Origin of the sequence: Janthinobacterium kochi (genome assembly GCF_051380715.1) — a bacterium.
Taxonomy (GTDB): domain Bacteria; phylum Pseudomonadota; class Gammaproteobacteria; order Burkholderiales; family Burkholderiaceae_D; genus Janthinobacterium.
In genome coordinates this window covers 240,220-263,379 of sequence record NZ_JBNYXO010000006.1, presented here as the reverse complement: position 1 = coordinate 263,379, position 23,160 = coordinate 240,220, and the positions used below count along the sequence as shown (strand labels likewise).

General features: G+C 63.3%; 23 protein-coding genes. 7 read left to right on the top strand and 16 right to left on the bottom strand.

Annotated features, from left to right (window positions below):
• Positions 1 to 36: 36 nt before the first annotated feature.
• From ACQ4WL_RS15905 to ACQ4WL_RS15860, 10 genes are all read right to left on the bottom strand, one after another.
• The gene (locus ACQ4WL_RS15905; RefSeq protein WP_436510614.1) at positions 37 to 1,206 is read right to left on the bottom strand and encodes a CpaE/TadZ family protein; all 1,170 of its coding nucleotides are present in this window, start codon (positions 1,204 to 1,206) and stop codon (positions 37 to 39) included.
• 52 nt (positions 1,207 to 1,258) lie between these two features.
• Positions 1,259 to 1,873, bottom strand: coding sequence for a TadE/TadG family type IV pilus assembly protein (locus tag ACQ4WL_RS15900; protein ID WP_436510613.1), 615 nt, complete (start codon positions 1,871 to 1,873; stop codon positions 1,259 to 1,261).
• Positions 1,863 to 2,345, bottom strand: coding sequence for a TadE/TadG family type IV pilus assembly protein (locus ACQ4WL_RS15895; protein WP_436510612.1), 483 nt, complete (start codon positions 2,343 to 2,345; stop codon positions 1,863 to 1,865). The genes ACQ4WL_RS15900 and ACQ4WL_RS15895 overlap by 11 nt, the downstream gene beginning before the upstream one ends.
• Complete coding sequence (locus ACQ4WL_RS15890; protein ID WP_436510611.1) at positions 2,342 to 3,769, bottom strand: pilus assembly protein TadG-related protein; 1,428 nt, start codon at positions 3,767 to 3,769, stop codon at positions 2,342 to 2,344. Before ACQ4WL_RS15890 ends, ACQ4WL_RS15895 begins: the two co-directional genes overlap by 4 nt.
• Positions 3,759 to 4,061, bottom strand: a complete 303-nt coding sequence (locus ACQ4WL_RS15885) for a hypothetical protein (protein ID WP_436510610.1) — start codon at positions 4,059 to 4,061, stop codon at positions 3,759 to 3,761. The genes ACQ4WL_RS15890 and ACQ4WL_RS15885 overlap by 11 nt, the downstream gene beginning before the upstream one ends.
• 16 nt (positions 4,062 to 4,077) lie before the next feature.
• Complete coding sequence (locus ACQ4WL_RS15880; protein WP_436510609.1) at positions 4,078 to 5,523, bottom strand: type II and III secretion system protein family protein; 1,446 nt, start codon at positions 5,521 to 5,523, stop codon at positions 4,078 to 4,080.
• A gap of 18 nt (positions 5,524 to 5,541) precedes the next feature.
• The gene (cpaB, locus tag ACQ4WL_RS15875) at positions 5,542 to 6,399 is read right to left on the bottom strand and encodes a Flp pilus assembly protein CpaB (RefSeq protein ID WP_436510608.1); all 858 of its coding nucleotides are present in this window, start codon (positions 6,397 to 6,399) and stop codon (positions 5,542 to 5,544) included.
• Positions 6,396 to 7,769 carry an ATP-binding protein gene (locus ACQ4WL_RS15870; protein WP_436510607.1) on the bottom strand — a complete coding sequence of 458 codons (1,374 nt, stop codon included), beginning with the start codon at positions 7,767 to 7,769 and terminating at the stop codon, positions 6,396 to 6,398. The genes cpaB and ACQ4WL_RS15870 overlap by 4 nt, the downstream gene beginning before the upstream one ends.
• Before the next feature lie 93 nt (positions 7,770 to 7,862).
• Complete coding sequence (locus ACQ4WL_RS15865; protein WP_436510606.1) at positions 7,863 to 8,396, bottom strand: A24 family peptidase; 534 nt, start codon at positions 8,394 to 8,396, stop codon at positions 7,863 to 7,865.
• Positions 8,397 to 8,449: 53 nt separating this feature from the next.
• Positions 8,450 to 8,632: a Flp family type IVb pilin gene (locus ACQ4WL_RS15860; RefSeq protein ID WP_034752975.1), complete on the bottom strand. Its 183-nt coding sequence runs from the start codon at positions 8,630 to 8,632 to the stop codon at positions 8,450 to 8,452.
• A 481-nt stretch (positions 8,633 to 9,113) separates the two neighbouring features.
• Here ACQ4WL_RS15860 and ACQ4WL_RS15855 point away from each other — a divergent pair, with 481 nt between their 5' ends.
• Positions 9,114 to 10,160, top strand: coding sequence for a GGDEF domain-containing protein (locus ACQ4WL_RS15855; protein ID WP_436510605.1), 1,047 nt, complete (start codon positions 9,114 to 9,116; stop codon positions 10,158 to 10,160).
• On the opposite strand, the gene ACQ4WL_RS15850 is transcribed toward ACQ4WL_RS15855, so the two are convergent.
• A complete protein-coding gene (locus ACQ4WL_RS15850) occupies positions 10,157 to 11,383 on the bottom strand; it encodes an HD-GYP domain-containing protein (protein ID WP_436510604.1) in 1,227 nt (408 codons plus the stop codon). The genes ACQ4WL_RS15855 and ACQ4WL_RS15850 overlap by 4 nt on opposite strands.
• A 149-nt stretch (positions 11,384 to 11,532) precedes the next feature.
• On the opposite strand from ACQ4WL_RS15850, the gene ACQ4WL_RS15845 reads away from it, so the two are divergent.
• The 3 genes from ACQ4WL_RS15845 to ACQ4WL_RS15835 all read left to right on the top strand — a co-directional run bounded on the left by ACQ4WL_RS15845 (position 11,533) and on the right by ACQ4WL_RS15835 (position 17,435).
• Positions 11,533 to 12,474, top strand: a complete 942-nt coding sequence (locus ACQ4WL_RS15845) for a LysR substrate-binding domain-containing protein (RefSeq protein ID WP_436510603.1) — start codon at positions 11,533 to 11,535, stop codon at positions 12,472 to 12,474.
• Between the two features lie 193 nt (positions 12,475 to 12,667).
• Positions 12,668 to 16,264 (top strand): indolepyruvate ferredoxin oxidoreductase family protein, encoded by a 3,597-nt coding sequence (locus tag ACQ4WL_RS15840; RefSeq protein ID WP_436510602.1) that lies wholly within the window; start codon positions 12,668 to 12,670, stop codon positions 16,262 to 16,264.
• A 199-nt stretch (positions 16,265 to 16,463) separates the two neighbouring features.
• Positions 16,464 to 17,435 (top strand): hypothetical protein, encoded by a 972-nt coding sequence (locus ACQ4WL_RS15835; protein WP_436510601.1) that lies wholly within the window; start codon positions 16,464 to 16,466, stop codon positions 17,433 to 17,435.
• 32 nt (positions 17,436 to 17,467) lie between these two features.
• Here the strand turns inward: ACQ4WL_RS15835 and ACQ4WL_RS15830 are convergent, their stop codons facing one another.
• On the bottom strand, positions 17,468 to 18,481 hold the full coding sequence (locus ACQ4WL_RS15830) for a substrate-binding domain-containing protein (protein WP_436510600.1): 1,014 nt from the start codon (positions 18,479 to 18,481) through the stop codon (positions 17,468 to 17,470).
• Between the two features lie 442 nt (positions 18,482 to 18,923).
• Here ACQ4WL_RS15830 and ACQ4WL_RS15825 point away from each other — a divergent pair, with 442 nt between their 5' ends.
• The gene (locus ACQ4WL_RS15825; protein WP_436510599.1) at positions 18,924 to 19,256 is read left to right on the top strand and encodes a hypothetical protein; all 333 of its coding nucleotides are present in this window, start codon (positions 18,924 to 18,926) and stop codon (positions 19,254 to 19,256) included.
• Positions 19,257 to 19,262: 6 nt separating this feature from the next.
• Here the strand turns inward: ACQ4WL_RS15825 and ACQ4WL_RS15820 are convergent, their stop codons facing one another.
• The gene (locus ACQ4WL_RS15820; RefSeq protein ID WP_436510598.1) at positions 19,263 to 20,318 is read right to left on the bottom strand and encodes an MBL fold metallo-hydrolase; all 1,056 of its coding nucleotides are present in this window, start codon (positions 20,316 to 20,318) and stop codon (positions 19,263 to 19,265) included.
• A gap of 157 nt (positions 20,319 to 20,475) precedes the next feature.
• Here ACQ4WL_RS15820 and ACQ4WL_RS15815 point away from each other — a divergent pair, with 157 nt between their 5' ends.
• Entirely contained in the window at positions 20,476 to 21,099 is a 624-nt protein-coding gene (locus ACQ4WL_RS15815; RefSeq protein WP_436510597.1) for a TetR/AcrR family transcriptional regulator, read from the top strand.
• Here the strand turns inward: ACQ4WL_RS15815 and ACQ4WL_RS15810 are convergent.
• On the bottom strand, positions 21,072 to 22,169 hold the full coding sequence (locus tag ACQ4WL_RS15810) for a WD40/YVTN/BNR-like repeat-containing protein (RefSeq protein ID WP_436510696.1): 1,098 nt from the start codon (positions 22,167 to 22,169) through the stop codon (positions 21,072 to 21,074). The genes ACQ4WL_RS15815 and ACQ4WL_RS15810 overlap by 28 nt on opposite strands.
• 13 nt (positions 22,170 to 22,182) lie before the next feature.
• Entirely contained in the window at positions 22,183 to 22,452 is a 270-nt protein-coding gene (locus tag ACQ4WL_RS15805; RefSeq protein WP_436510596.1) for a MoaD/ThiS family protein, read from the bottom strand.
• A 92-nt stretch (positions 22,453 to 22,544) separates the two neighbouring features.
• Between ACQ4WL_RS15805 and ACQ4WL_RS15800 the strand changes: the two genes are divergently transcribed.
• Positions 22,545 to 22,856 carry a hypothetical protein gene (locus ACQ4WL_RS15800; RefSeq protein ID WP_436510595.1) on the top strand — a complete coding sequence of 104 codons (312 nt, stop codon included), beginning with the start codon at positions 22,545 to 22,547 and terminating at the stop codon, positions 22,854 to 22,856.
• Position 22,857: 1 nt separating this feature from the next.
• Here ACQ4WL_RS15800 and ACQ4WL_RS15795 read toward each other — a convergent pair whose 3' ends face one another.
• A complete protein-coding gene (locus ACQ4WL_RS15795) occupies positions 22,858 to 23,148 on the bottom strand; it encodes a 2Fe-2S iron-sulfur cluster-binding protein (RefSeq protein ID WP_436510594.1) in 291 nt (96 codons plus the stop codon).
• Positions 23,149 to 23,160 lie beyond the last annotated feature (12 nt).

The following is a 23,160-nucleotide window of genomic DNA, read 5'->3' as shown; positions in this document are numbered from 1 at the left end:
TGGCCCCCGGCGGGAGCCTTGACATCTATCCATGCCCTAAGCCTCGCTGCGGCTGAACAAACGGTCGAACAGGCCGCGGCTTTCCGTCACGCGGCGCGCCGTCACCAGCTCAACCAGCTCGGCCAGGCTGCGCGCCACGGCGCTGGTGCGCGACAGCTGCAGCAGCGGGATGCCCTGGTTGACGGAGTCCGTGGCGGCGACGTAATCGTTGGGCACCGTGTGCACCACTTCCGCGCCCAGCGCCTGTTCCAGGTCCGCCAGGCGCAGGCGCCCGCCCTTTTCATAGCGGTTGACGATCAGGCGCAGGCGCTCGCCCGGGTAGCCGAGCGAGCGGAAAATGTCGAGCAGGCGGCGCCCGTCGCGGATGTCGGGCAAGGCCAGTTGCAGCACCGGGTAGATGGCGTCGGCGTTGTCGAGCGCGCGCAGCGACAGCGCATCGATCTGGCGCCCCACGTCGAGCACGATGTAATCGTAGTGCTGGCGCGCCACGGCCAGGATGCGGTCCATGTGCTCGGGCTGCATGTCGACCTTGTGCGCGGGGTCGTCGGCCGCCGCCAGCACGCCGAAGTTCGGCGTCACGTGCACCAGGCACGAGGCGAGAAAGGCGCCATCCATGCGCGCGATCTGCGCGCAGATGTCGGACAGGGTCATGGCCGGCTTCTGGTCCGAGACATACAGGGTGGCGTCGCCGAACTGGCCGTGCAAGTCGATCAGCAGCACCTTGCAGCCGGCCAGGCTGGCCAGCGCGTAGGAAAAATTCGTCGACAAAAAGGTGGCGCCGCTGCCGCCCTTGCACGAGATGAAAGCAAGGACCTTGCCGTCGCGCATCTGCGTCACGCCGGCCTGGATATCGACGCGGTCCATCGCTTCATGGAAGGCCTTGTGTACCAGCGGCAGTTGCAGCACTTCGCGCATGCCGGCACGCATGGCGCGGATCAGCACATCCTGCTGCTGGCCGCGCGTGAGCAGCATCAGCACGGCCAGCGGATACTGGCGCGCCAGCCGCTCCAGCAAGTCCGCCTCCTCGGCGTCAAGGCCGCTGGCGTCGACGATCACCAGCTCGGGCGCTTCGGGCAGCATGCGCTCGACGGCGTCGCGCAGGCCGCTGCGCCGCTCCAGCAGCCGCAGCACGGGCATGCGGGCCGCGCCTTGCGCCGCGATTTCATCGTGCAAGCTGGCGTCGCGGGTAATCATCAAGGCTTTCATCCCCCCTCCTTCACTCAATACAACACATTCGGCTGCGCCCGCGGATCGGCGCTCATGGACAAAAACCGGGATTATCCGGATAGCCCAGCGACTCGGCCACCGCCATGGTGCTCCCGCTGGGAAAACGTATGGCACCTGCGCCGGAGGGAAACATCATCCCCAGCAGCGGCAGGACGGGCCGGTACGGCAGGCTCTCGCAGCGCGCGCCATCGCCGGGCACGCACAGGCGCGCGCGCACGAAGCGGATGCAGCTGGCGCCATGCGGATCGTCCAGGCAATTGATGCGGTTGCGTTGCGGACAGCCTGGCATCACCGTCACCGGCACTGCCGCCAGCGCGGCGCCGCCGCTGCTCTCCGACAAATAATCGATGCGCACATTCGCGTCGCTGATGCCTCCGCCCAGCGGCAGCGCGCCTGGCGTGGCGCGCAGCACGGCTTGCGTGCGCACGGCCTGCAGCGCGCCGGCATTGCTGAAATCGGTGACGGCGGCGGCGCGCGCCGCGCGCCGGGTGATCTCGTGCACCATGTTCCACACGTACACGGCGCGCGCCACTTCCAGCATGGCAAACAGGAAGAGGAAGAACAGCACCGCCAGCATGGCGAACTCGACAGCGAAGACGCCGCCCTGGCGCTGCCGCCGCTGCTCGATAGGCAGGTTAGTTGACATAGCGCAATGTCGCATTCGCACGCAGCGGGATCGGCGCCAGCTGCGGCAGCCACTTGCGCGTCAACTCGGGCAGGATATCGACGGGCATGTCCACGGACACCTTGATGCGCACCTGCAGCGGCGCCGTCGCATAATTGCCGCAGCTGTAGGAATCGTCGGCATAGATGCAGTCCACGCTGACCCTGACGGACTCCATGGTGGGCCAGCTTTCCGCCATCGCCTCGACCACCATCTGCCGGGAAAATGCCACCCCCTGGGTCGCCGCGCCGATGCCGGCCATCTGCGACAGCGGCATGGTCGCCAGGTAGCGCGCCGCATCGTGCGTACTTTTTTGCAAAGCCGTGTACACCAGCAGCGCGCGGCCGAACAGCAGCACGAAGGGCAGTAGCGCCATGAAAAACAGCAGGATCAGCGCCAGCTCGATGGCGGCGACACCGCCCTGGCGACGTGGCGCGCGGCGCAGCGGCTTCATTGCAGCAACTCCGCCGGGCCGATCAGCGTACCCTCGGCCACCAGACCGGCAAATTCGGCGCTCAGCACGCCATTGCTGGCCGGCGCCGTCATGAAGAAGCGGCCGATGCCGCGTACTTGGGCCAGCACGTCACTACCGGCCGGCACGGGGCAGGCCAGCAGGGCAATATGCAGCAGGCGCCGCTGCGCCACGCCCGTATTGCCGGTCGGCGCCGTCTGGTACGCCAGTGTCTGGTATGGCGGCGTGGCAGGATAGCCGGACTTGGCGGCCGGCGCGGCCGGGCTAGCCGGATACAGCTTGGGCCAGTCGCTGGTGGCAAAGGGCAGATAGCCGCCGGCCGGCTTCGGGTTGCTGTACCTGGCCGCCTTGCTAAACGACCACAGCGGTCCATAACTGCCGACCGTGGGCGGTGTCGCATTCGATTCCGGATCGGCCACGGACAGCAGCGGATTGCCAGTGCTCAGGGCGCTGGGCGCATCGGGCGCATTCGTCATCCACCAGTTCGCCGCCGTATTCGGATAGGCGCGGATGTTCGTGTCGGGCGGCGCCGTGACCGGATGGCAGCCGCTGCCCGCATGCTGGTTGAAGCGCGCATTGAAGGCCGTCCACAGCGCGGCCGGAAAAGGCCGGTGCACATGCACCTGGGCGCTGCCGATGCGCGGATACAGCACCGTGCCGCTGCAGACAAACGGCAGCACGCTCGACTCGCTGACCTGCAGCGACGATCCCACCACGCCCGGCCGGCCCAGCGGATTAAGCACGAAATGGTCGGCTGCCGGGCCATGCGGATTGAGCTTGAGCAAGTTGTACGCCACGCCACGGCGAAAGCCATATTCCAGCAGCTCGACGGCCGGCAGCAGGGCCGCATTCGTCCGCGCGCTGGCGGCACTGCCCGACAGCGCGCAGATGGCCAGCGGGGTCAGGTGCAGGCTGGACCGCCCCGCCACGGCGCGCGCGCCCGTGTCCAAGGTGCGCAGCGCCGGCGACCAGGCGCCCAGGAACGCCGTCGCCACCCGGCCCAGCGACGGGTCATTGGCCTGCGTATCGACGCGCACGAACAGCGCCGTGGCGGGATCGGGCACGGCGCCCGCCGCATGCCATTCGCTGGCGGGGGCGTCGGGCGCGCTGGCGAAGCGGATGCTGGCGTCCGACAAAATGGCGCCTTCCATGCGGCGCCGCCAAGCACTGCGGTCGGCCGCACTGCTCTTGGCCTTCGTCACGGCAGCAAGCAAGCCCTCGGGCGTACCCACCAGTTCCGCGGCCGCCGCCATCGCCGCGTTGTCGGCCAGGTTCTGCAATTCCGTCTTGCGGCCGATGACCTGCCCCACGTCGAGCGCCAGGCCGATAAAGCCCAGCACCACGATCAGCAGGATGGAAAAGGCGATCAGCATCGCCCCGCGCTGGCGCCGGCGTCTATTTGCCATTGCCGCCTCCCAGCATGAATTGCACGGGCTGCGGTGCCTGCGCGTTCGGTTCGGCAAACGAGGCGCGGTAGCGCTGCATGACGGCGTGCGCGCTGGGGCCATCGAGACCATCGGCCGGCAGGCGATTGCCGGCGCTGGCCGGATCGCGCACCTGCTGCGCCATGGCCAGGCGCACGGCGTCGCCGAAGCGCCGGTCCAGCTGCGGCGTGCTGCCGTGCGCGCAGGCGGCCAGCTGCAGTGCCAGCAGCAGCATCGCCAGGCGCCGCAGTGACATCAAAAGCGAGTTCGGCATGGCATGTCTCCCCGTCTCATTTCAGCTCGAAACCATAGACCGCGCGCAGTGCCGGCACGGGCGGCGGCACGGACGGCGGCGCCAGCGTCCCGTCCATCTTGCCGCCCAACATCAAGTCCGTGCGCGAAGGGGGCGCCAGCTGCGCCGTCGGCAGCATGACGTCGGCCGGCAAGGGTTTCACCAGGTGCGCGGTAATGACGAACAGCAATTCCGTGCGGTCATGCTGGAAATCCGTGCTGCGAAACAGCGCGCCCAGGATGGGCACTTCGCTGAGCCAGGGCACGCCCGTGATGTTGCTCACCTGGTTGTTCTTGATCAAGCCGCCGATGGCGTAGCTCTGGCCGTCGTACAGCTGCACCGTGGTCGAAGCGCGCCGCGTGGTGATGACGGGCAAAATAGAGCGCCCGCTGATGCCGGCGGCGGAAATGCCCACCCCCTCGCGCGACAGTTCCGACACTTCCGGCGCCACCTTCAGGTTGATGCGTCCGCCCGACAGCACGGTGGGCGTGAAGCGCAGGCCAACGCCATACTCGCGCTCTTCCAGCGTGATCTTGTTGTTGTCCTGGCCGACGGGAATGAAGATCTTGCCGCCAGCCAGAAAACTGCCTTCCTGCCCGCTGATCGCCATCACCGTCGGCTCAGCCAGGATGCGCACCAGGCCGTCCTGTTTCTGCGCCTCGATGGTCAGCTGCTGACCATTCGACTTGCGCACGTCGAGCAAGCCATTGGCCGTGCCGCTGAGGAAATTCGACAGCAAGGTGGTGGCCCAACTGCCGGACGCAAAACGCAGGGTGGCACCCACTTCCAGGCGTTCCAGCAGGGACTTCGACACTTCGGCAATCTGCACGGCCAGCATCACTTGCTGCGGCGCACTGACGTCGAGCATATTGATGACGCGGCTGTTCGCGCCACCGGCGCCGCCACCGGGCGCCGTGGCCACCACCGGCAAGGCAGCGCCATCGGCGGGCTTGGGCAACGCCAGCGGCGGCGTAGCGCGCCGCACATAGGCGTGCGCCAGCTCGACGGCGCGCAGCACGGCGCCCGCATCCTGCACCGTGCCCGACAGCACCAGGGTATCGGCCACGGCCGTCACGCGGATGGCTTTTTCTTCCGGCATCAGGGCCGCCAAGGTGGCTTGCAAGCCGGCCGGGTCCATGCTGACGCTGACGTTCACCACGCTGCACACGCCGCTGCGTCCCTGGATGATCATATTCGTGCTGCCCACATCGACGCCCACCACGTACAGGGTGTCGGGTGCCACCAGCATAGCCTGCAGCACGGCCGGATTACCGACGCTGCGGGCCAGCACCGCCTCGGGCAGGCGCAGCATGCTGGACTTGCCCACCTGCAGCTGCAAGTTGCCGGGTGACGCCGCTTCTCCGCCGCAGCGCGGGCCAGGATCGGCCGCCGCGCCGGCAAGCGGCAACAGCAGGCAACACAGTGTCAGCAGGGCGCGGTTCATGAGCGTGTCCATGGTTGGCTAAAAACATTCGCGCGACTGGCGCGTCCCATCGATGACGCCGCTGCACTGGCGCGGCGCTTCTGGCGGCGCCTTCGCCACGCGCACCGGACGCGGCGCGGCGGCCAGCACAGGTACGGCGACGGCGGGAGCGGACTCGGCTTCGTGCGGTCCGCCCAGCAGGGTCAGCTTGGTAGCACCCGTCGTCACGCCCGGCTGCGGGTCGACCTGGTTGCGCAGCACCAGCGACAAGCTGCCCACGCTGCGCGCCAAGTCCAGGTTTTCGGCCTGTTCCGGCGTCACTTCCAGGGTCACCGCATTGACCACGCGCGGCTTGGTCTCGTCGCGTCCCACTTCCTGCGCCACGGCCAGCACCAGGATGCGTTCGAGGACGATCTTGGAAATGTTGCGGCTTTGCGGAAATGCGCGGTCGCCGGCATCCTGCTGGGTGCTCACGATGATGTCGACATAGTTGCCCGGCAAGGCAAAGCCGGCCACGCCGATCACATCGTTGACGCGCACGGTGATGGCGCGCCGCCCTTCCGTGATCAGGGCCGACAGGCCGCCCAGGGTGCCCACCGGCGCCAGCTTGGCCTCGCTCAGCGGTTCGCCGCGCAGCACGCTGGTTTTCAACACCCGTCCCGCCAGTGTCGCCGGGTCTTGCAGCGCGCCTTGCGGCAAGCTTTCCGCCGGCCATACGGCCAGGCGCAGCATCTCGGGCGTCAGGCGCTGGCCCAGGTTGACATCGCTGGCGGCGACGACGATCTTGCCCTTGCCGGCCGGCGTCTGGCGCAGCAGCCAGTGCGAGGCCAGCAACACGGCCAGCAGGCCCAGCACCACCGCCAGGGCCATCATCAGCAGGGCGCGCCGGTTTTTCATGCGATGCGCTCGCACAAGCTGGCGGCCGGCATGTCGCAGCTGGCAAACAGGCTGCCCCAGGCCTGCTCCAGGGCGGCCACCGTCAGGCGCGCTTCGCAACCGGCAAAGCCGGCAAAGTCGCCTATGCGCGCCAGCAATTCCTGCGGATAGCTGGCCAGCAAGGGCCGTCCCTGCGCGCCATGCAGCTGCAGCAGGTGGTTCAGGGCCAGTTCATCGATGGCCATGCCGGCCAGGCGGCATTGCTGGCGGAACAGGGCGCGATAGGCGCTCTCGGCCAGCGGCCCCACCTGCACCTTGTAGCCGATGCGGCGCAGCAAGGCAGGATCGAACAGCTCGCCCGACGGCACATTCGTGGCCAGCACCAGGGCGTTGTCGAACGGCACGCTGATCTGCACGCCGCCGGGCAAGCCCAGCTGGTCGCTGCCGCGCGCCAGCGGCTGCATCAGCCGCGTCAGCAGTTCTTGCGCGCCCAGGCGCTGGCGGCCCAGGTCGTCGATGATCAGCATGCCGTTATTTGCCCGCACATGGGGCGGCGCCTGGTAGCAGCCGCCGCTGGCGTCATGGCGCAGCTCCAGCATGCCCGCGTCGAGCTCGGCGCCCACGTGGATCACGGGACGCTGGCACAGCACCCAGCGGATGTCGGTGCTGCGCCGCTCCAGCGCCTGGCGCGCATGGCTGACGTGCTGCGGCGCAGGCGGCAGGTGCTGGGCCGGATCGTACAATTGGATGATGTCCTGGCCGACAACGATGGCGTACGGCACGGCGACCAGCCCGTGCAGCAATTGGCCCAGTTGCAGCGCCAGGGTCGACTTGCCGCTGCCGGGCGGACCGTACAGCAGCAGCGAGCGCCCCGAATGCAGGGCCGCGCCCACCACGTCGAGCATGCCCGGCCCCGCATGGGCGCTGCCCAATACGGCGGCCAGGTCATCGCTGCCGACGCGCTGTTCCTGCGCCAGCCACGACTGGCGTGCCACCATGGCGCGGTACGCTTCCAGGGTGACGGGGGCGGCGCCGATATACGCGCAGCGCTCGAGGAAGGCGCTGGCACGCTGCTTGCCGGCACCCGTCAGCTGGTATTGCACGTCGATATCGGATTCGCCGCGCCAGGCCACTTCAGCCATCTGCTCGGCCACCATGAAATCGAGCACTTCGCGCAAGACATTGATCGACAGTCGCAAGCGCGTCGTCAGCGCGGACAGGTGCGTCTTGCCGCCCACAAACATCAGCTTGGCGATCAGTTCGACCACCAGCGGCCGCTCCAGGCCCGTCTCGCGCAAGCTTTTCGGCTGCGGCGGCAAGGGTGGCATCAGGTTCGCGTCGGCGGGACGCGGCGCACTCTCGGTGCTCATGGAATAGTCGACCTCGGTCATGCTGTGTCTCCAAGCCGGTTAAGACTGCATTGAACAGAATTCATTCTAGCCAGCGGGAACTGGTGCCCATTGATTCAGAGCAATGAATACTAATCAGAAATAATGCCGCCCTTGCACCGCCAGGCAGCCCAGGGCAATGGCCAGGCCGTACGGCATGTTGCCCACGCTGGCGCCGCTGCCCAGTGCGGCGGGTGCCAGGGGAATACCGGCCATGCGCGCGATCATTGGCCACAGCAGCTGGCGCAGATTGCCCAGGCAGGCGCGCCACTTGCCCTGGTACGTGATCATCAGCACGGCCATCAGACCGCCCAGCACAAAGGTGGCGAAACAGATCTGCAGCACAGGCCAGGGACCGGCAAAGGCGCCCACCATGGCGATCAGCTTGACGTCGCCGGCGGCCATGCCGCGCAGCACGTATAAAGGTAAAAACAGGAAGAAACCCGTCGCCATGCCACCCAGCCACAACGACGGCACGCTTTGCGGCCACAGCCACAGGTGCAAGGCCAGCGCGGCGAGGATGCCGGACAGCACCAAACCATTCGGTATCTTGCGGCGGATCAAATCACTGACGGCGGCCCCCGTCACAAAGCACAGCAACAGCAGGTCGAATACGGCATAGGCAGGCATGCGGCACCTCCTGAAGAAAAACCCGCCACTGGCCGGCCAGCGGCGGGCCCCGCTTAGGGCGTCAACACCAGGTTCGACGAAATGTCGGTGAGGACGGCCAGCAAGTTGGTCTTGATCAGCAAGAAACCGGCCGTGATGGCGGTCGCCATCAAGGCCGCAATCAAGCCGTATTCGATTGCCGTAATGCCATCCTCATCCTTAACAAACTGCTGTACTGCCGACAGGAAGGTATGCATGACAAGCTCCCAAAAGTGAATCACAAGTCCCTGGCGCAATCGGGTGTGAAACATTGCCCATACCTGCTAATATGTTTCCTGCCGTAAATTTCTGCGCCATTGCATTGACTATAAAGCGTCCACGTTTTGGCAAATTGACGCGCCACAAGTTTCCACATGGAAATTATCAAACCTTGTTGACATGACGGCTGACGCACGCAAATGTTGCGATCAGGATTGAAAGCCTTCGTCAAGGCAAGTTTTTTGCACCGCAGTGCATGAATCTCATGTATTTACATGAAATATTGCATACGTTAATTGCCTATTAGGCAAAAAGACATTATCCTGCTTAGCTCTTCTTTGGAAAGGCCTCTCGCCCTGCGGTAAAGAGCGTCATGCCACCAAATAAATCTTGGCTTCTTGTAGACGGACGCGAACATGCTCTTGCTTGATGCAATGCTGGTATGACGACACTTGTGTGACTACTTTTCAGAGAACGACAATGGATTCCCTACTGAAACACATGGTGGACATGACCGGGCACCGCGACCACACGATGCTCGACATCTCCGTGATCTCGGCAGTGCAGGAACTCGCTTCCGCATCGCAGACCCGTGTGCTGGCACTGACCACCGTGCGTGGCCAGGTGTTCGTGCGGTCGCGGGCCATCATCGTGGCGGGCAGCGTAGCCCGCATGGAAGACAATCTCGACCCGTCGCTGCCGGGCGAACCGCTGTCGGACTATACGGCCCTGGCTGCCTGCATCGCGCGCCATGAAGCGAGCGCCGATACCCTGTGCGCCGACGGCCGCCACCTGCTGTGGCTGCCCATCTGGATCGGCGACCAGGTCACCACCTGCCTGGAAATCACCAACCCCACGCCGTACACGGGCGCTACCATCCAGGTGATCGGCGGCATCGTCAGCGTGTACCGCAATTTCCAGAACCTGCTCGACTACAGCGAACGCGATTCGCTCACCGGCTTGTTGAATCGCAAGACCTTCGACGACCAGTTGGCGAAAATCCTGCAAAGCCGCGGCGAACCGGAAGCGGAGAGGCCGCGTCCCGTCGATGAAGAACGGCGCCACCATACGGACACGGAACGGCAATGGCTGGCCGTGATCGACGTCGATCATTTCAAACTGGTCAACGATAAGTTTGGCCATCTGTATGGCGATGAAGTGCTGATCCTGATCGCCAACCAACTGCAATCGTCGTTCCGCTCACAAGACCGCATCTTCCGCTTCGGCGGCGAAGAATTCGTCGTGCTGCTGCGCTCGATCACCCTGGAAAATGCGCAGAAAATCATCGACCGCTTCCGCACCAATGTCGAGGCGCATGACTTCCCGCAAGTGGGTAGAGTCACCGTCAGCGTGGGCTTCGTCAGCATCAACGCCTATGAGGCGCCCGTCATCATTCTCGGCCGCGCCGACCAGGCCCTGTACTACGCGAAAAGCCATGGCCGCAACCTGGCTTGCCACTATGACGAGCTGGTAGCGAAAGGCTTGCTCACCACCATCGCCTCGAACGATACGGCGGAATTCTTCTAGGCATCCGCGAGGGAAAGAAAGCGCATGGGATCAACCTGCCACTTGGCGGCCGACTCATGGCCGACAATCTTGTCGGCGCCGCCAAAGCCAAAGCCGCGCGACAGGTCGACTGTCTCGGGCTTGATGTAGGCATTGCTCTTTGTACTGAAAAATACATTCACCTTTGGCGCCAGCAGATTGCTCTCGTGCGCCTCGATGACGACAGCCAGGCGGCCCGATTCCAGCATCACCATGGTGCCGACCGGATAGATCCCCACGCAGCGCATGAAATCTTGCGCAAACACGGGATTGAAATGAAATTTGCTCCACTCATAAATCTTGCGCAAGGCTTCGGCGGCGGCGATGCCCTTGTGATAGCTGCGGTCGGACGTCAGCGCGTCATACACGTCAACGATGGCGGCCATCTGCGCCAGCTCGCTGATGGCGTCACCAGCCAACTGGTCCGGGTAGCCGCTGCCGTCGCGCCGCTCATGGTGGTGCAAGGCGATGTCGAGCGGAATGGCGCCCAGCTCGGGCGAGCGGCGCAGGATATCGTAGCCATCGCGCGGATGGCGCTTGATCAGGGCAAATTCTTCCGGACTCAAAGGGCCGGGCTTGTTCAGCACGCTGTCGGGCACCAGCGCCTTGCCCGTGTCGTGCAGCAAGCCGCCCAGGCCGGCCTGGTGCGTGGTGGTCCCATCGACGCCCCGCGAGCGGCAAAATGCCACCAGCAGCGCGCACACGCTGACGGAATGCAAGAAGGTGTAGTCATCCTTGCTCTTGATGCGCAACAGGCCGACGAGGGCACCGGGATTGCGCAAGATCGATTCGGTGATATCTTGCACCGTGTGCTGCACGCGGTCGATCTCGACGGCCTTGCCCAGGCGCACATCGGCCATCACCGCGCGCACCAGACTCGATGCCTGCCGCCGCACCTGCGTGGCGCGCGCCAGTTCCATACTCAGCGACACGCGCGTGACCACCTGCGGCGGGGTGGCGATCTGCACCAGTTCGCGTTCCGTCTCGGCCCGCGCCTGCGCCACCGTGGGCGCATCTTGCACGTCGAGGCCCTTGCCGCTGTCGATCACCACGTCGTGGATGCCGGCCTGCACGATCTTGCGGATTTCATCGTCGCTGCGCAACAGGAAACGGTTGCGCACGAACGGATGCGTCATCCAGTCACAGCTGAGATCGTGGACGTACATGCCCACTTTTAATTGAGACGAATCAACTTTCTTGAGCATGCTGTCATCCCACAAATACGCGTCTGGAGCACCGAAGGCGCTAGAATGAGTATAACAAAATTGTTATTCTGCTGGCCGCGTTCGGCGCTGCGGCGCAACAGCCTGTTTTTTCCGATCACCGCACCCTCAACGCACCGCTCTTGGGACCCATGGAACTGCGCCAATTACGCTACTTTGTTGCCATAGTCGACCACGGCTCGCTGTCGCGCGCGGCCCTGACCCTGCATGTGGCGCAGCCGGCCCTGACGCAGCAGCTGCGCCAACTGGAAGAGGAACTGGGCGTCCAGCTGCTGCACCGCTCGGCCCAGGGCGTGCTCAGCACGGATGCGGGCAAGGTGTTTTACGAACATGCGCAAGCGATCCTGAAACAGGTGGCCGACGCCCGCTCGGCCGTCACGCAAAGTGCCGCGCGGCCGTCCGGCAATGTCACCCTGGGCTTGCCGCACAGCATCTCCGGCGCACTGGCCCTGCCCTTGCTGCTGGCCGCGCGCGAACGCTACCCCGAAATCACCCTGCAGCTGACGGAAGAAATCACAGGCAACCTGAACGAACAATTGAAATCGGGCCGCATCAACCTGGCCGTGCTGTTCGACGATGGCCAGCTCACACCGTTTGCCTGCAGCCCCCTGGTGGAAGAAGAGATGCGTTTTATCTGCCGCAGCGATTCGCCATTCGCGCCCCCGGGCCAGGCGCTGTCATTCCCGCAGGCACTGAGCGCCACCCTGATCCTGCCGGGCCTGCAGCATGGCGTGCGTCCGCGCATCGACAGCCGCGCCCGCGAACTGGGCCTGGAGACGGCAAACGTGATCGAGATCAACTCGATCGCCATCCTGAAATCGGCCATCCTGGCCGGCATGGGCGCCACCATCTTGCCGGCCGCGCCCCTGCTGGCCGAACTCGATAGCGGCGCCATGCGCAGTTACGCCATCCACAGCCCAGTGCTATCGCGCACGGTGGCCCTGTGCGCGTCGAAGAACATTCCCCTCACCAATGCGGGCAACGCCGTAAAAAACCTCGTGCTGCAAGTGGCTGCCGAGCTGTGCGGCAGCGGACGCTGGGTGGGGGCGAACGTGCTCTCGCCCATGACATAAGTATTTCTTATACCCCCATCGTCAAAGCGTATTTGCCCACGCACCTGACTCGTTCTACACTGACCACATTCACTATTTTAAATTTAAAATAGTTATGTGCCGCCCACACGCGGCCATCCCGTCTGCACAGCGCGCGCCTTACCGGGCGCGACCTTGTACAGCCGCTATCTGAAACACCCTTTTGGAGACAGCCATGTCCGTGACCACGGAAAACGGCTCCGCAGCGTTCGCTAGAAACGCCGGTGCCGCGCCATCTACGCCCCTCGATACTTCCCGTTTGACCACCGTCAGCCTCGACGACAAATACACGGCCACTTCCGGCGCCATCTTCCTGTCCGGCATCCAGGCCCTCGTGCGCCTGCCCATGATGCAGCGCCTGCGCGACCAGGCCGCTGGCCTCAACACGGCCGGCTTCATTTCCGGCTACCGCGGTTCGCCCCTGGGGGGCCTCGATGAAAATCTGTGGAAAGCCAAGAAGCAGCTGGAAGCGCACCACGTGCAATTCGTGCCCGGCGTCAACGAAGACTTGGCCGCCACGGCCGTCTGGGGTTCGCAGCAGGTGGATCTGATCGGCCCGGCCAAGTACGACGGCGTGTTCGCCATGTGGTACGGCAAGGGCCCGGGTGTGGACCGCTGCGGCGATGTCTTCAAGCACATGAACCATGCGGGCACATCCAAATTGGGCGGCGTGCTGCTGGTGGCCGGCGACGACCATGGCGCCTACTCATCGACCCTGCCGCACCAGTCCGACCATCTGTTCTCGGCCTCGATGATCCCCGTCTTGTATCCCTGCAATGTGCAGGAATACCTGGACCTGGGCATCCACGGCTGGGCCATGTCGCGCTTTTCCGGCTGCACCGTGGCTTTCAAGGCCCTGGCCGACACAGTCGAATCGTCGGCTTCCATCGATGCCGACCCGTTCCGCGTGGAAGTCAAGATTCCGCAGGATTTCATCATGCCCGAAGGCGGCCTGAACGCGCGCCTGTCGAGCATTCCGCTGGGCCAGCAGGCGCGCAACCAGGAAGCGCTGATGCAGGACTACAAGATCTATGCGGCCCTGGCCTACGCGCGCGAAAACAAGCTCAACCACACCACTATCGACAGCCCGAACGCCAAGCTGGGCATCATCGCGTCCGGCAAGTCCTACCTGGACGTGCTCGAAGCGCTGGAAGAGCTGGGCATCGACGAGCAGATGGCGGCCGACGTCGGCATGCGCCTGTTCAAGGTGGCCATGCCGTGGCCGCTGGAACCGGACAGCGTGCGTGAGTTTGCGCAAGGTCTCGATGAAATTCTCGTGGTAGAAGAGAAGCGGCAAATCGTCGAATACCAGTTGAAAGAGCAACTCTACAACTGGCGCGACGACGTGCGCCCACGTGTCATCGGCAAGTTCGATGAAAAGGGCGAATGGGTGGCGCCGCGCGGCGAGTGGCTGCTCACCTCGAAGGCGGACTTTTCCGTCTCGCAAGTGGCCAGAGTCATCGCCAGCCGCATCGCGCGCCTGATTTCCGACCCCGTCACCTGCGACCTGATCAAGGCAAGACTGAGTTTCCTCGACGCCAAGGATGCGGTCTTGAAGAAGGCCGTGAATACGCCATTCCGCCCCGCCTTTTACTGCTCCGGCTGCCCGCACAATACGTCGACCAAGGTGCCCGACGGCAGCCTGGCGCTGGCCGGCATCGGCTGCCACGTGATGGCCACCTCGATCTACCCGGAAATGAACAAGCTGACCACGCACATGGGCGGCGAAGGCGCGCCGTGGATCGGGCAAGCCGCGTTTTCCACATTGCCGCACGTGTTCCAGAACCTGGGTGACGGCACGTATTTCCATTCGGGCTATTTGGCCATCCGCGCCGCGCAAGCGGCCAAGGTCAACATCACCTATAAAATCCTGTACAACGACGCCGTCGCCATGACGGGCGGCCAGCCTGTGGACGGCTTGATTACCGTGCCCATGATGGCGCAGCAAGTGGCGGCCGAAGGCATCGCCCGCATCGCGCTGGTCACGGAAGATCTGTCGCGCTACGCCGACCGCAGCAACCTGCCCGCGCATGTGACCTTGCACGACCGCAAGGACATGGATGCCGTGCAGCGCGAATTGCGCGACGTACAAGGCGTGTCCGTGCTGATCTACGACCAGACCTGCGCCGCCGAGAAACGCCGGCGCCGCAAGAAAGGCGAGTATCCGGACGTGGCCAAACGCATGATCATCAACGACGCCGTCTGCGAAGGCTGCGGCGACTGCGGCGTGCAATCGAACTGCGTGTCGATCCTGCCGAAAGAGACGGAATTTGGCCGCAAGCGCACCATCGACCAATCCTCGTGCAACAAGGATTACTCGTGCGCCAAGGGCTTTTGCCCCAGCTTCGTGACCGTCGAAGGCGGCAGCCTGAAGAAAACGAAAACGGGCGCCGGCAAGCCGGGCGAGACGGACAACTTCGGCCCCCTGCCGGAACCCGTCCTGCCCGCCTGCGACGCGCCCTACAACATCCTGATCAACGGCATCGGCGGCACAGGCGTGATCACCGTGGGCGCGCTGATGGGCATGGCAGCCCACCTGGAAGGCAAGGGCGCCTCCGTGCTGGACATGACGGGCATGTCGCAAAAGAACGGTTCCGTCACCTCGCACGTGAAAATCGCCGCCTCCCCGGCGCACATCCGCGCCCAGCGCATCGCCACGGGTGAAGCGGACCTGATTTTAGGCTGCGACATGCTGACGGCCGGCGCGCAAGACGCCGTGTCGAAAATGCGTCCGGGCCGCAGCCTGGCCGTCGTCAACCTGCACGAGCAGCCGCCGGGCACCTTCGCGCAGAATGCCGACTGGCAATATCCGACGGCGGAAGTGCGCCAGTTGATCGAGGAATCCGTGGGCGGCGCGGACGCGGCCGACTTCATCGACGCCACAAAACTGGCTACCGCACTGATGGGCGACTCGATTGCCGCCAACCTGTTCATGCTCGGTTACGCCTGGCAAAAGGGCCGCATCCCGTTGACGGAAGCAGCCCTGCTGCGCGCCATCGAACTCAATGGCGTGGGCATCGAGTCGAACAAGAAAAGCTTCCTGTGGGGCCGCCGCGCCGCCGTCGACGTGCGCCGCGTCACGCAAATCGCCACGCCGTCGCAAGCGATCATCGTGCAAATGCCGCAAAGCATCGATAGCGTCATCAAGAAGCGCGTGGAGTTCCTTACCGCGTATCAAAATGCCGCGTATGCGGATGGTTATCTGACCCTGGTCAAACAGGTGCGCGACCGCGAGAATACCCTGGGACTGGGCCAGAAGCTGTCGACGGCTGTCGCCAAGAGCTACTTCAAATTGCTGGCCTACAAGGATGAATACGAAGTGGCGCGCCTGTACACGGATGGCCGTTTCGTCGAGCAATTGCAGCAGCAGTTCGAAGGGAGTTTCTCCGTGAAATTCAACCTGGCGCCGCCGCTGTTCGCCAAGAAAGATGCGAAAGGCCACCTCGTGAAAGCGGAATTCGGTTCCTGGATGTGGCGCGCCTTCAAGCTGCTGGCGAAAGCCAAGGGCTTACGGGGCGGCAGCTTCGACATCTTCGGTTATACGGCCGAGCGCAAGATGGAACGCGCGCTGATCGTCGAATACCGCGAACTGCTGGCGGGAATGCTGGTCAACCTGACGGCGGACAACCTGGCAACCTGCGTGGAACTGGCGTCCCTGCCCGAGAAAATCCGCGGCTTCGGCCACGTCAAGGAAGCCGCCGTCGATACTTACCGCAAGGACAAGGCGCGATTGCTGGCGGTGCTGGCACAGGGTAGCAAGAGCGCGGCGTAAACCCTGCCGCATGCAATGTGTGATGCCCTGCGTCGCTACCGGGCTGTTGCCGGTGGCGGCGTTTTTACGTACTGGGCTTTAATCGTTGCAGATCGATTTTTTTTGCAAAAAAAATATATTTTATGTAAAACTCATGCGCACAAGTGCCATGTGAACAAAGACGCTCGCATATCCTGACTCAACACCATAGGACAAATAATTGGATTTCATCGATTCGTTCAAAGCGCCCGCTTGCCGTATTGTCGCGGCAAAGGAACGTGCCATGAAAGCAATGCTGTGCCTCAGTTTTCTGGCCTTCTGCTCTGCGAGTGCTGCCAAAGAAGATAAGTGGCAGTCATTTACCTTTAGCAAGACCGTGCTGCAAGATGGCACCGTTCTGGGGGCAATACTAATGCCTGTTCGGCTCGACGATCAACGCTGCCTGATGCAATTTGATACAGGGGCGGGACGAAGCATACTCTACCAGTCCTTGAAGCTTGCTCCGGCTCATGCTCAGCATGCGACTGCTTCCTATACGCTTCAAATCGGCACCTTCAAGTTGCCCACAATGTTCATTCCGCAGTCGCCAGCAACGGCTGAAACCAGGACTTTGGCCACATGCAAAGCAACGACGCTCATTGGAACGCTGGGAAATGATGTATTGCAAGATCAGGCCATCAGTCTGGATCTTTCTCAACAGCGCTTTCGCATTGGCAAGAGCGGGACTGAAGCAGAACCCAATGACACGATCGTGTATCTTGAAATAACAGCGGCGCATGATGGCTTTGTGCCTATGGTCAAAGCCGAGGGATTCGCAACTGGCACAAAAAACCTGCTGTTTGACACGGGCAGCGCAAGCATGACACTCGGCATCTTCCGGGAAAGTGACTGGCTGCTGGCAGTGGGTCGGACGAGCCGGGAAGGCGCCCATGTGATGACCGTCAACGCCTGGGGCATACCGCTGATGTGCTTTCAGGCTCCCGTCACGCGGCATATTCAGATGGGCAAGCTCACCCTTCCCCCAGGCACATTGGCCAGTTACTGTACCAGGAACGATGCTCCCGTATTTGATACCCGGCCGGAGTTCGGCCTGCTCGGCTTAGGCCCGTTCTCCGATAAAACGCTCATCATTGATTTTGCGCGGAGCCGATTGCTGATACGTCCGAATCCGGCTGCCAGGCTGGCTCAATAAGACGTCATGCCCATCGTGCGGTGCGGTATCGATTACGCATCCACGCAGCGCCCCACCGTCGCCCCCGGCAACAGCACCGGTTGCCAGATTTCCTGCAACCGTTCCGGCGGCGTGCCGGCCAGCAGCGATTGCAGCATTTCCACCATCTTGGCGCCGGCGCGGCGCAGGTCGGGCTGGTCGATGGTGGTGACGTTGATGCCGATCAAGGTGTCTTCCACATTGCCCCAGACAATGACGGAGACCTCCTTGCCGATCTCGATGCCCGCATCCATCAGCGCGCGCACCACGCCCACGCCGGACAGGTGATTGTCGACGATGACGGCCGTGGGACGGGGCGAGCAGGCCAGCAATTGCTGCATGGCCTGGTAGCCGCTGCGGCGATCAAAAGTATTGTCGAGCAGATAGTGGGGATCCAGCGGCAGGCCCGCTTGCGCCATGCAGCGGATAAAACTTTCCTTGCGCTCATAGGCAAAATGCAAATCCAGCGGCGCGCTCAGCAACGCGATGCGCTGGTGGCCATGCGCGGCCAGGAAAGACACGGCCAGGTCGATGCCCGTGTCATTGTCGTAGTCAAAATACGCGTAGGGCGCGTCGATGCGCGTGCGGCCATTCGCGACAAAGGGAAAGCCCACCTTCGTCAGGTAGGCGATGCGCTCGTCGACCACCTTGGTGCGGCCCACCACCAGGCCATCGACCTGGCGCCCGCGCACCATGTTTTCATATGACGGCTGTTCGTTCTGTGGCGACACGGGGGCGATGATCAAACTCATCTTCGACGCTTCGACGGCGTCCGACATGCCATTGACAACGGAAAGAAAGACGCTGTCGCCCAGGTCGCTGGGCAGCAGGGGATAGATCATGCCCAGCACATTGGTGCGGCCGACGGCCAGGCTGCGCGCCAGCGGGTTGGGCCGGTAGCCGACTTTCTTGGCGGCGGCCAGGACGATTTCACGGGTGCGGGAATTGACTTCCGGATAGCCGTTCAACGCCCTGCTGACTGTCGTTTTCGACATGCCGAGGGCAATTGCGAGGCTCTTGAGATTCATGTTAACTACCTGTCTGTATGGCAAAAGAAACCAACTCTGACCGTCAATTATAGCCCAGAGCGCCAAACAGGCCGCGCATTACCGTACGCAGACCCGGTAGAAAAACAACAACATATTGACTATTTAAAAAGCAAGGTTTTAAATGTGACCACTTCCCGTCTTTTCACAACACGGCATCGCTGATGTCAGATAAACCAAGGCAAGAAACGACAGCGGGCACTCACTTTAACAAGTGCTGCGCGAGCCTCCACATGCCGGCTCGGCAACGCAGGGGGTGCACGATAAAATTATCAAGAAAACATAAGTAACTGGAAGTGTGCGAGAATTTGTCCTACTCTTGATTCAGGTAAAGCACCGCTTGGCATGTTGCGCCTGACGCAGCGCATCGGCCGGGCGCCCTCCCTTTCCTGCACGCCTGGACATACTTTCAAAGGTGAACAATGTGGTCACGCTAACGTCCGTCAACAACTTGCAAGCCTCGCTGGCCACGGCGCAACGCCGGGTCGAGCAAGGCCAGAACCAGGTGCAACGCGACAGCGAACAGCTGGCGCAAAGCCGCCAGTTGCTGGCGCGGGAACAGCAATCGCTGAGCCAGACCCAACGCAGCAGCCAGCAAGCCCAGGCCGATGCCCCCACCGCCATCAAGGCGCCGCAGCTGGAACAGGCGATCAAGGTGGCCGTACCGCAGCAAGCAGTCCCCGCCGCGCCAAAAAGCACACCCCAGCTGAACAGCTATGGCCAGACCCTGGGACGCCTGATTGACGTGACGGCTTGAGCCAGCTTACAGCGCCATTTCCTCTTCCAGCATCGCCAGCCACCACTTACTCCCCTTCTGCGGTTGCGTCAGGTCGACCGCTTCGCCCATTTGCGGCGTGGCCAGGTTCATGCCCTGCTTGGCCGCCAGCCCCGTGATGCGGTCGAACGGTTCATGCCAGGCATGTAGCCCCAAGTCAAAGGTGCCGTTGTGCACGGGCATCAGCCACTTGCCGCGCAAGTCCAGGTGGGCTTGCAAGGTCTGCTCCGGCTGCATGTGCACGTCCGGCCACAGCTTGTCATACGCGCCCGTCTCGATCATGGTGACGTCGAACGGTCCATACTTGTCGCCGATCTGTTTGAAACCGCCGAAATAGCCGGAGTCGCCGCTGAAAAACACGCGCACCTCGGGCGCGTCGATGACCCACGACGCCCACAGGGTTTGATTGCCATCAAACAAGCCGCGTCCCGAGAAATGTTGCGAGGGTGTGGCGACGAGTTTCACGCCGGCAATTGTCGTGCCCTGCCACCAGTCGAACTGCTGCACCTTGTCTTTCGGCACGCCCCATTCGAGCAAAGTGTCGCCCACGCCCAGCGGCGCGACGAAGTGTTCCGTCTTGGCGGCCAGTTGCAGCACGGCGGCATGGTCGAGGTGATCGTAATGGTCGTGCGACAGGATGACGGCCTTGATCGGCGGCAAGTCGGCGATGCTGATGGGCGGCTGGTGAAAACGTTTTGGCCCTGCCCACTGCACCGGCGAGGCGCGCTCGGAAAACACGGGGTCGGTGAGGAAGAATTCATTGTTCAGTTTCAGCAGCAGGGTCGAGTGGCCGAGGCGAAACAGGCTGTTATCGGGCGCGGCCAGCAGTTGCGCCCGGGTCAAAGCGCGCACGGGCACGGCAGCGGCCGGCACCGTGCTATCCGGTTTATCGAAGACAAATGTCCACAACAGCTTGAGCGTCGCTGCCGTGCCCAGCTTGTGCATTTGCACGGGATTGCGGAACTTGCCTTCGTGGCGTTGTAACGACGAGGTTGAGGAAGAAGCGGGCGCGGCAGGCGCGGCGCGCAAGGTGCACGAACTCATGACGATCAGAACTCCCAGAAAGAAGATACGGTGCAAATGCATATGCGGCCCAAGACAGAATGAACAAGGATTAAATTACACTACACAGTGTAGTTCCTATTTTGAACAAAGTAAACCAGGAGGTGTAAAATATTGTTTTCAAAGGAGATTTTCAGCCATGGCCGCACCGCAACGCCTCACCGACCGCAAGCGCGTCGCCATCGTCGATGCCGCCATCGCCGAGTTCCGTGAGCACGGTTTTGATGCGACCAGCATGGACAGGATCGCCGCCACGGCCGCCGTTTCCAAGCGCACCGTGTACAACCATTTCCCCAGCAAGGACGAGTTGTTCGCGGAAATCCTGCAGCGCATGTGGGAAAGCAGCGTGGCCCAGCCCGCCGTGCCCTATGTTGCCGACCAGCCGCTACGGCCCCAAGTGCTGGCCCTGGTCGAGCAGAAAATTGGTTTGCTGTGCGACCCGGCCTTCATCGACCTGGCGCGCGTGATCTTTGGCGAAACCATCCACTCGCCCGAGCGGGCGCAAGCCATGGTGGCGCGCCTGAATGAAAAGGAAACCGGCCTGTATCTCTGGATCCGCGCGGCGCAGCAAGATGGGCGCATCAAGGCGGGCGAGACGGTGGAAGTGGCGCACCTGCTGATGTCGCCCTTAAAAACCTTTGCCTTCTGGCCGCAGATCACCATGGGTGAGCCCCTGCTGGGTCCGGCACGCCAGCGCGAAGTGACGGAACTGGCCGTCGATATTTTCCTGTGCTACTACGGCGTGGCAAAACAGACGGCATAAACGGGCGGCAAGTGGGCAGAGATGGTCTGCCAGTGTTCGCCCTCGTCACCGGAATACCAGGCGCCGCCAGTCGTCGACGCCATCAATACACTGCGCCCATCGTCGGCCAGCGCCAGCCCGTGGCGGTAGATGAGGTCGTAACAATACTGCTGCGGCAATCCCGCGCGCAACACCTCGAAAGTTTTCCCGCCATCGCGCGTGCGCGTGACAGCCAGCGCGCCATCGATGGGAATGCGCAGCACGTCCGCCTGCGCCGGCACGAACCAGGCCGTGTCGCCATCGCGCGGATGCACGGCCACGGCAAAGCCGAAATGCGACAGCGGCGCCGTCGTCACTTCCTGCCAATGCCAGCCAGCATCGTACGAACGCCAGATGCCGTTATGGTGCTGGCACCACAGCGCATCGGGCGTGCCGGTGCTGCGCACGATGCGGTGCGGATCTTGCACCGCTTCGTTTTCATCGAGTTCAGGCGGCATGTAGTCGGCGCGCATGCCCGTCGCACTCAAAGCCCAGCTGGCGCCGCCATCGAGCGTTTGCCACACGCCGCCGCAGGACACGCCGACCAGCACTGTGTTGCTGTCGCGCGGATCGACGCAAATGCTGTGGATGCCGGGCACGTCGTAGCCGCCGCCAAACCACTGGGCCCGCTGTGGCACGTGCCACAACGCTTCCACCAGTTGCCAACTGTCGCCGCGGTCGCTTGACCGAAACAGGCCGCCAGGCAAGGTACCCGCCCACAGCACACCGGGCTGGTCAGCGCCGCCGGCCGCCAGCGACCAGATCTGCTGCAGGGTCCAGTTCACGGTATCGCTGCTGTCCTCGGGTTTCGCGGGATAGGCGGGCACGGCGACTTCCTGCCATGTGGAACTGCCCGCGTCGAGGCGGTGCAGCTTGGCGCCGAAGTGGCCCAGGTTCAAGGCCGCGTACAGGGTACCGTCGCGGCCATCGTGCAGCAGCATGGAAACGGGATCGCCGGCAAACTGCACCAGCGCCAGCTGCCAGGCGCCAGCCGCATCGACATCGAACTGGAACAAGCCCTTGCGGGTGCCGAGATACGCGCGCTGCGGGATTGCTGTCATGGCGTCAACCTCCGGAAAGTGCCTGCAAGATATACACCTGGCTGTCGGGCTGCAAGGCGTCGTCGAGCACGCGCCGTTCGCGGCAGCGGGCGCCATCGATGAAAATCACCACGTTGGGGCGCAAGGCACCCTGCTCGTCGAGCACGTAGCCGCGCAGGCGCGGCTGCCGGGCAAACGCGGCATCCAGGGCGGCACGCAGGCGTGGTGCATCTACATCCACCGTGGGGACGTCGAGGAAGCGTGCCAGTTGTTGCGTAAAATGCAGATGCGCCATGCTGCCCTTCGACGTCGTCGGCCTCGACTCATTCTAGTCCGCTTTGCGGCCAATACAATTAAAATAGAGGCAAGCACACAAGGAGGCCAGGCATGACGATTACCCCGGAAGAACTAGCGGTGCTGATGCAGGAAGTGGAAGTGGCCGACCCCATCGATTTTGCCGACCTGCCCTTTGACGAGCAGGAATTGCGCGGCCTGATCGCCAATCACCTGTGCGAGATGGCCGACGCGATGGAAAGTTTCAGCCCGGAAGACCGCAACCTGGCCCTGCTGGCCGTGGCGGCCAAGCTGGTGCTGGAAAACCTGGTATTGCACGTCCAGTTGCTGCGCCGCCACGGCTTGCCCGTCAGCGACAGCGTGGATGCGCTGCTGCAGCGTCTCAAGGGCGACAAGTCGTCGTGAGTCAGGCCCCCGTGCGCACGGCCCGCGCCTGCACGGTGAGATCGCTTTCGGCTACGGCCACGCAGGGCAGGATGTAGCCGTCGAGCCGTTCATCGGGGCTGATGCCAGGCCAGTCCACCGTGTAGCGTATCTTTCCTTCGGGCATGTGACACAGGCAGGTACGGCAAGTGCCGTTGCGGCAGGAACTGAGCAGGCGGATGCCGGCCAATTCGGCGGCGGCCAGGAGCGTCGTACCCGCGTCGGCAGTGAATTGCCAGCCTTGCGGAACGATGGTGATGGTAAAGGAGCGCATGCCCCAGTGTAA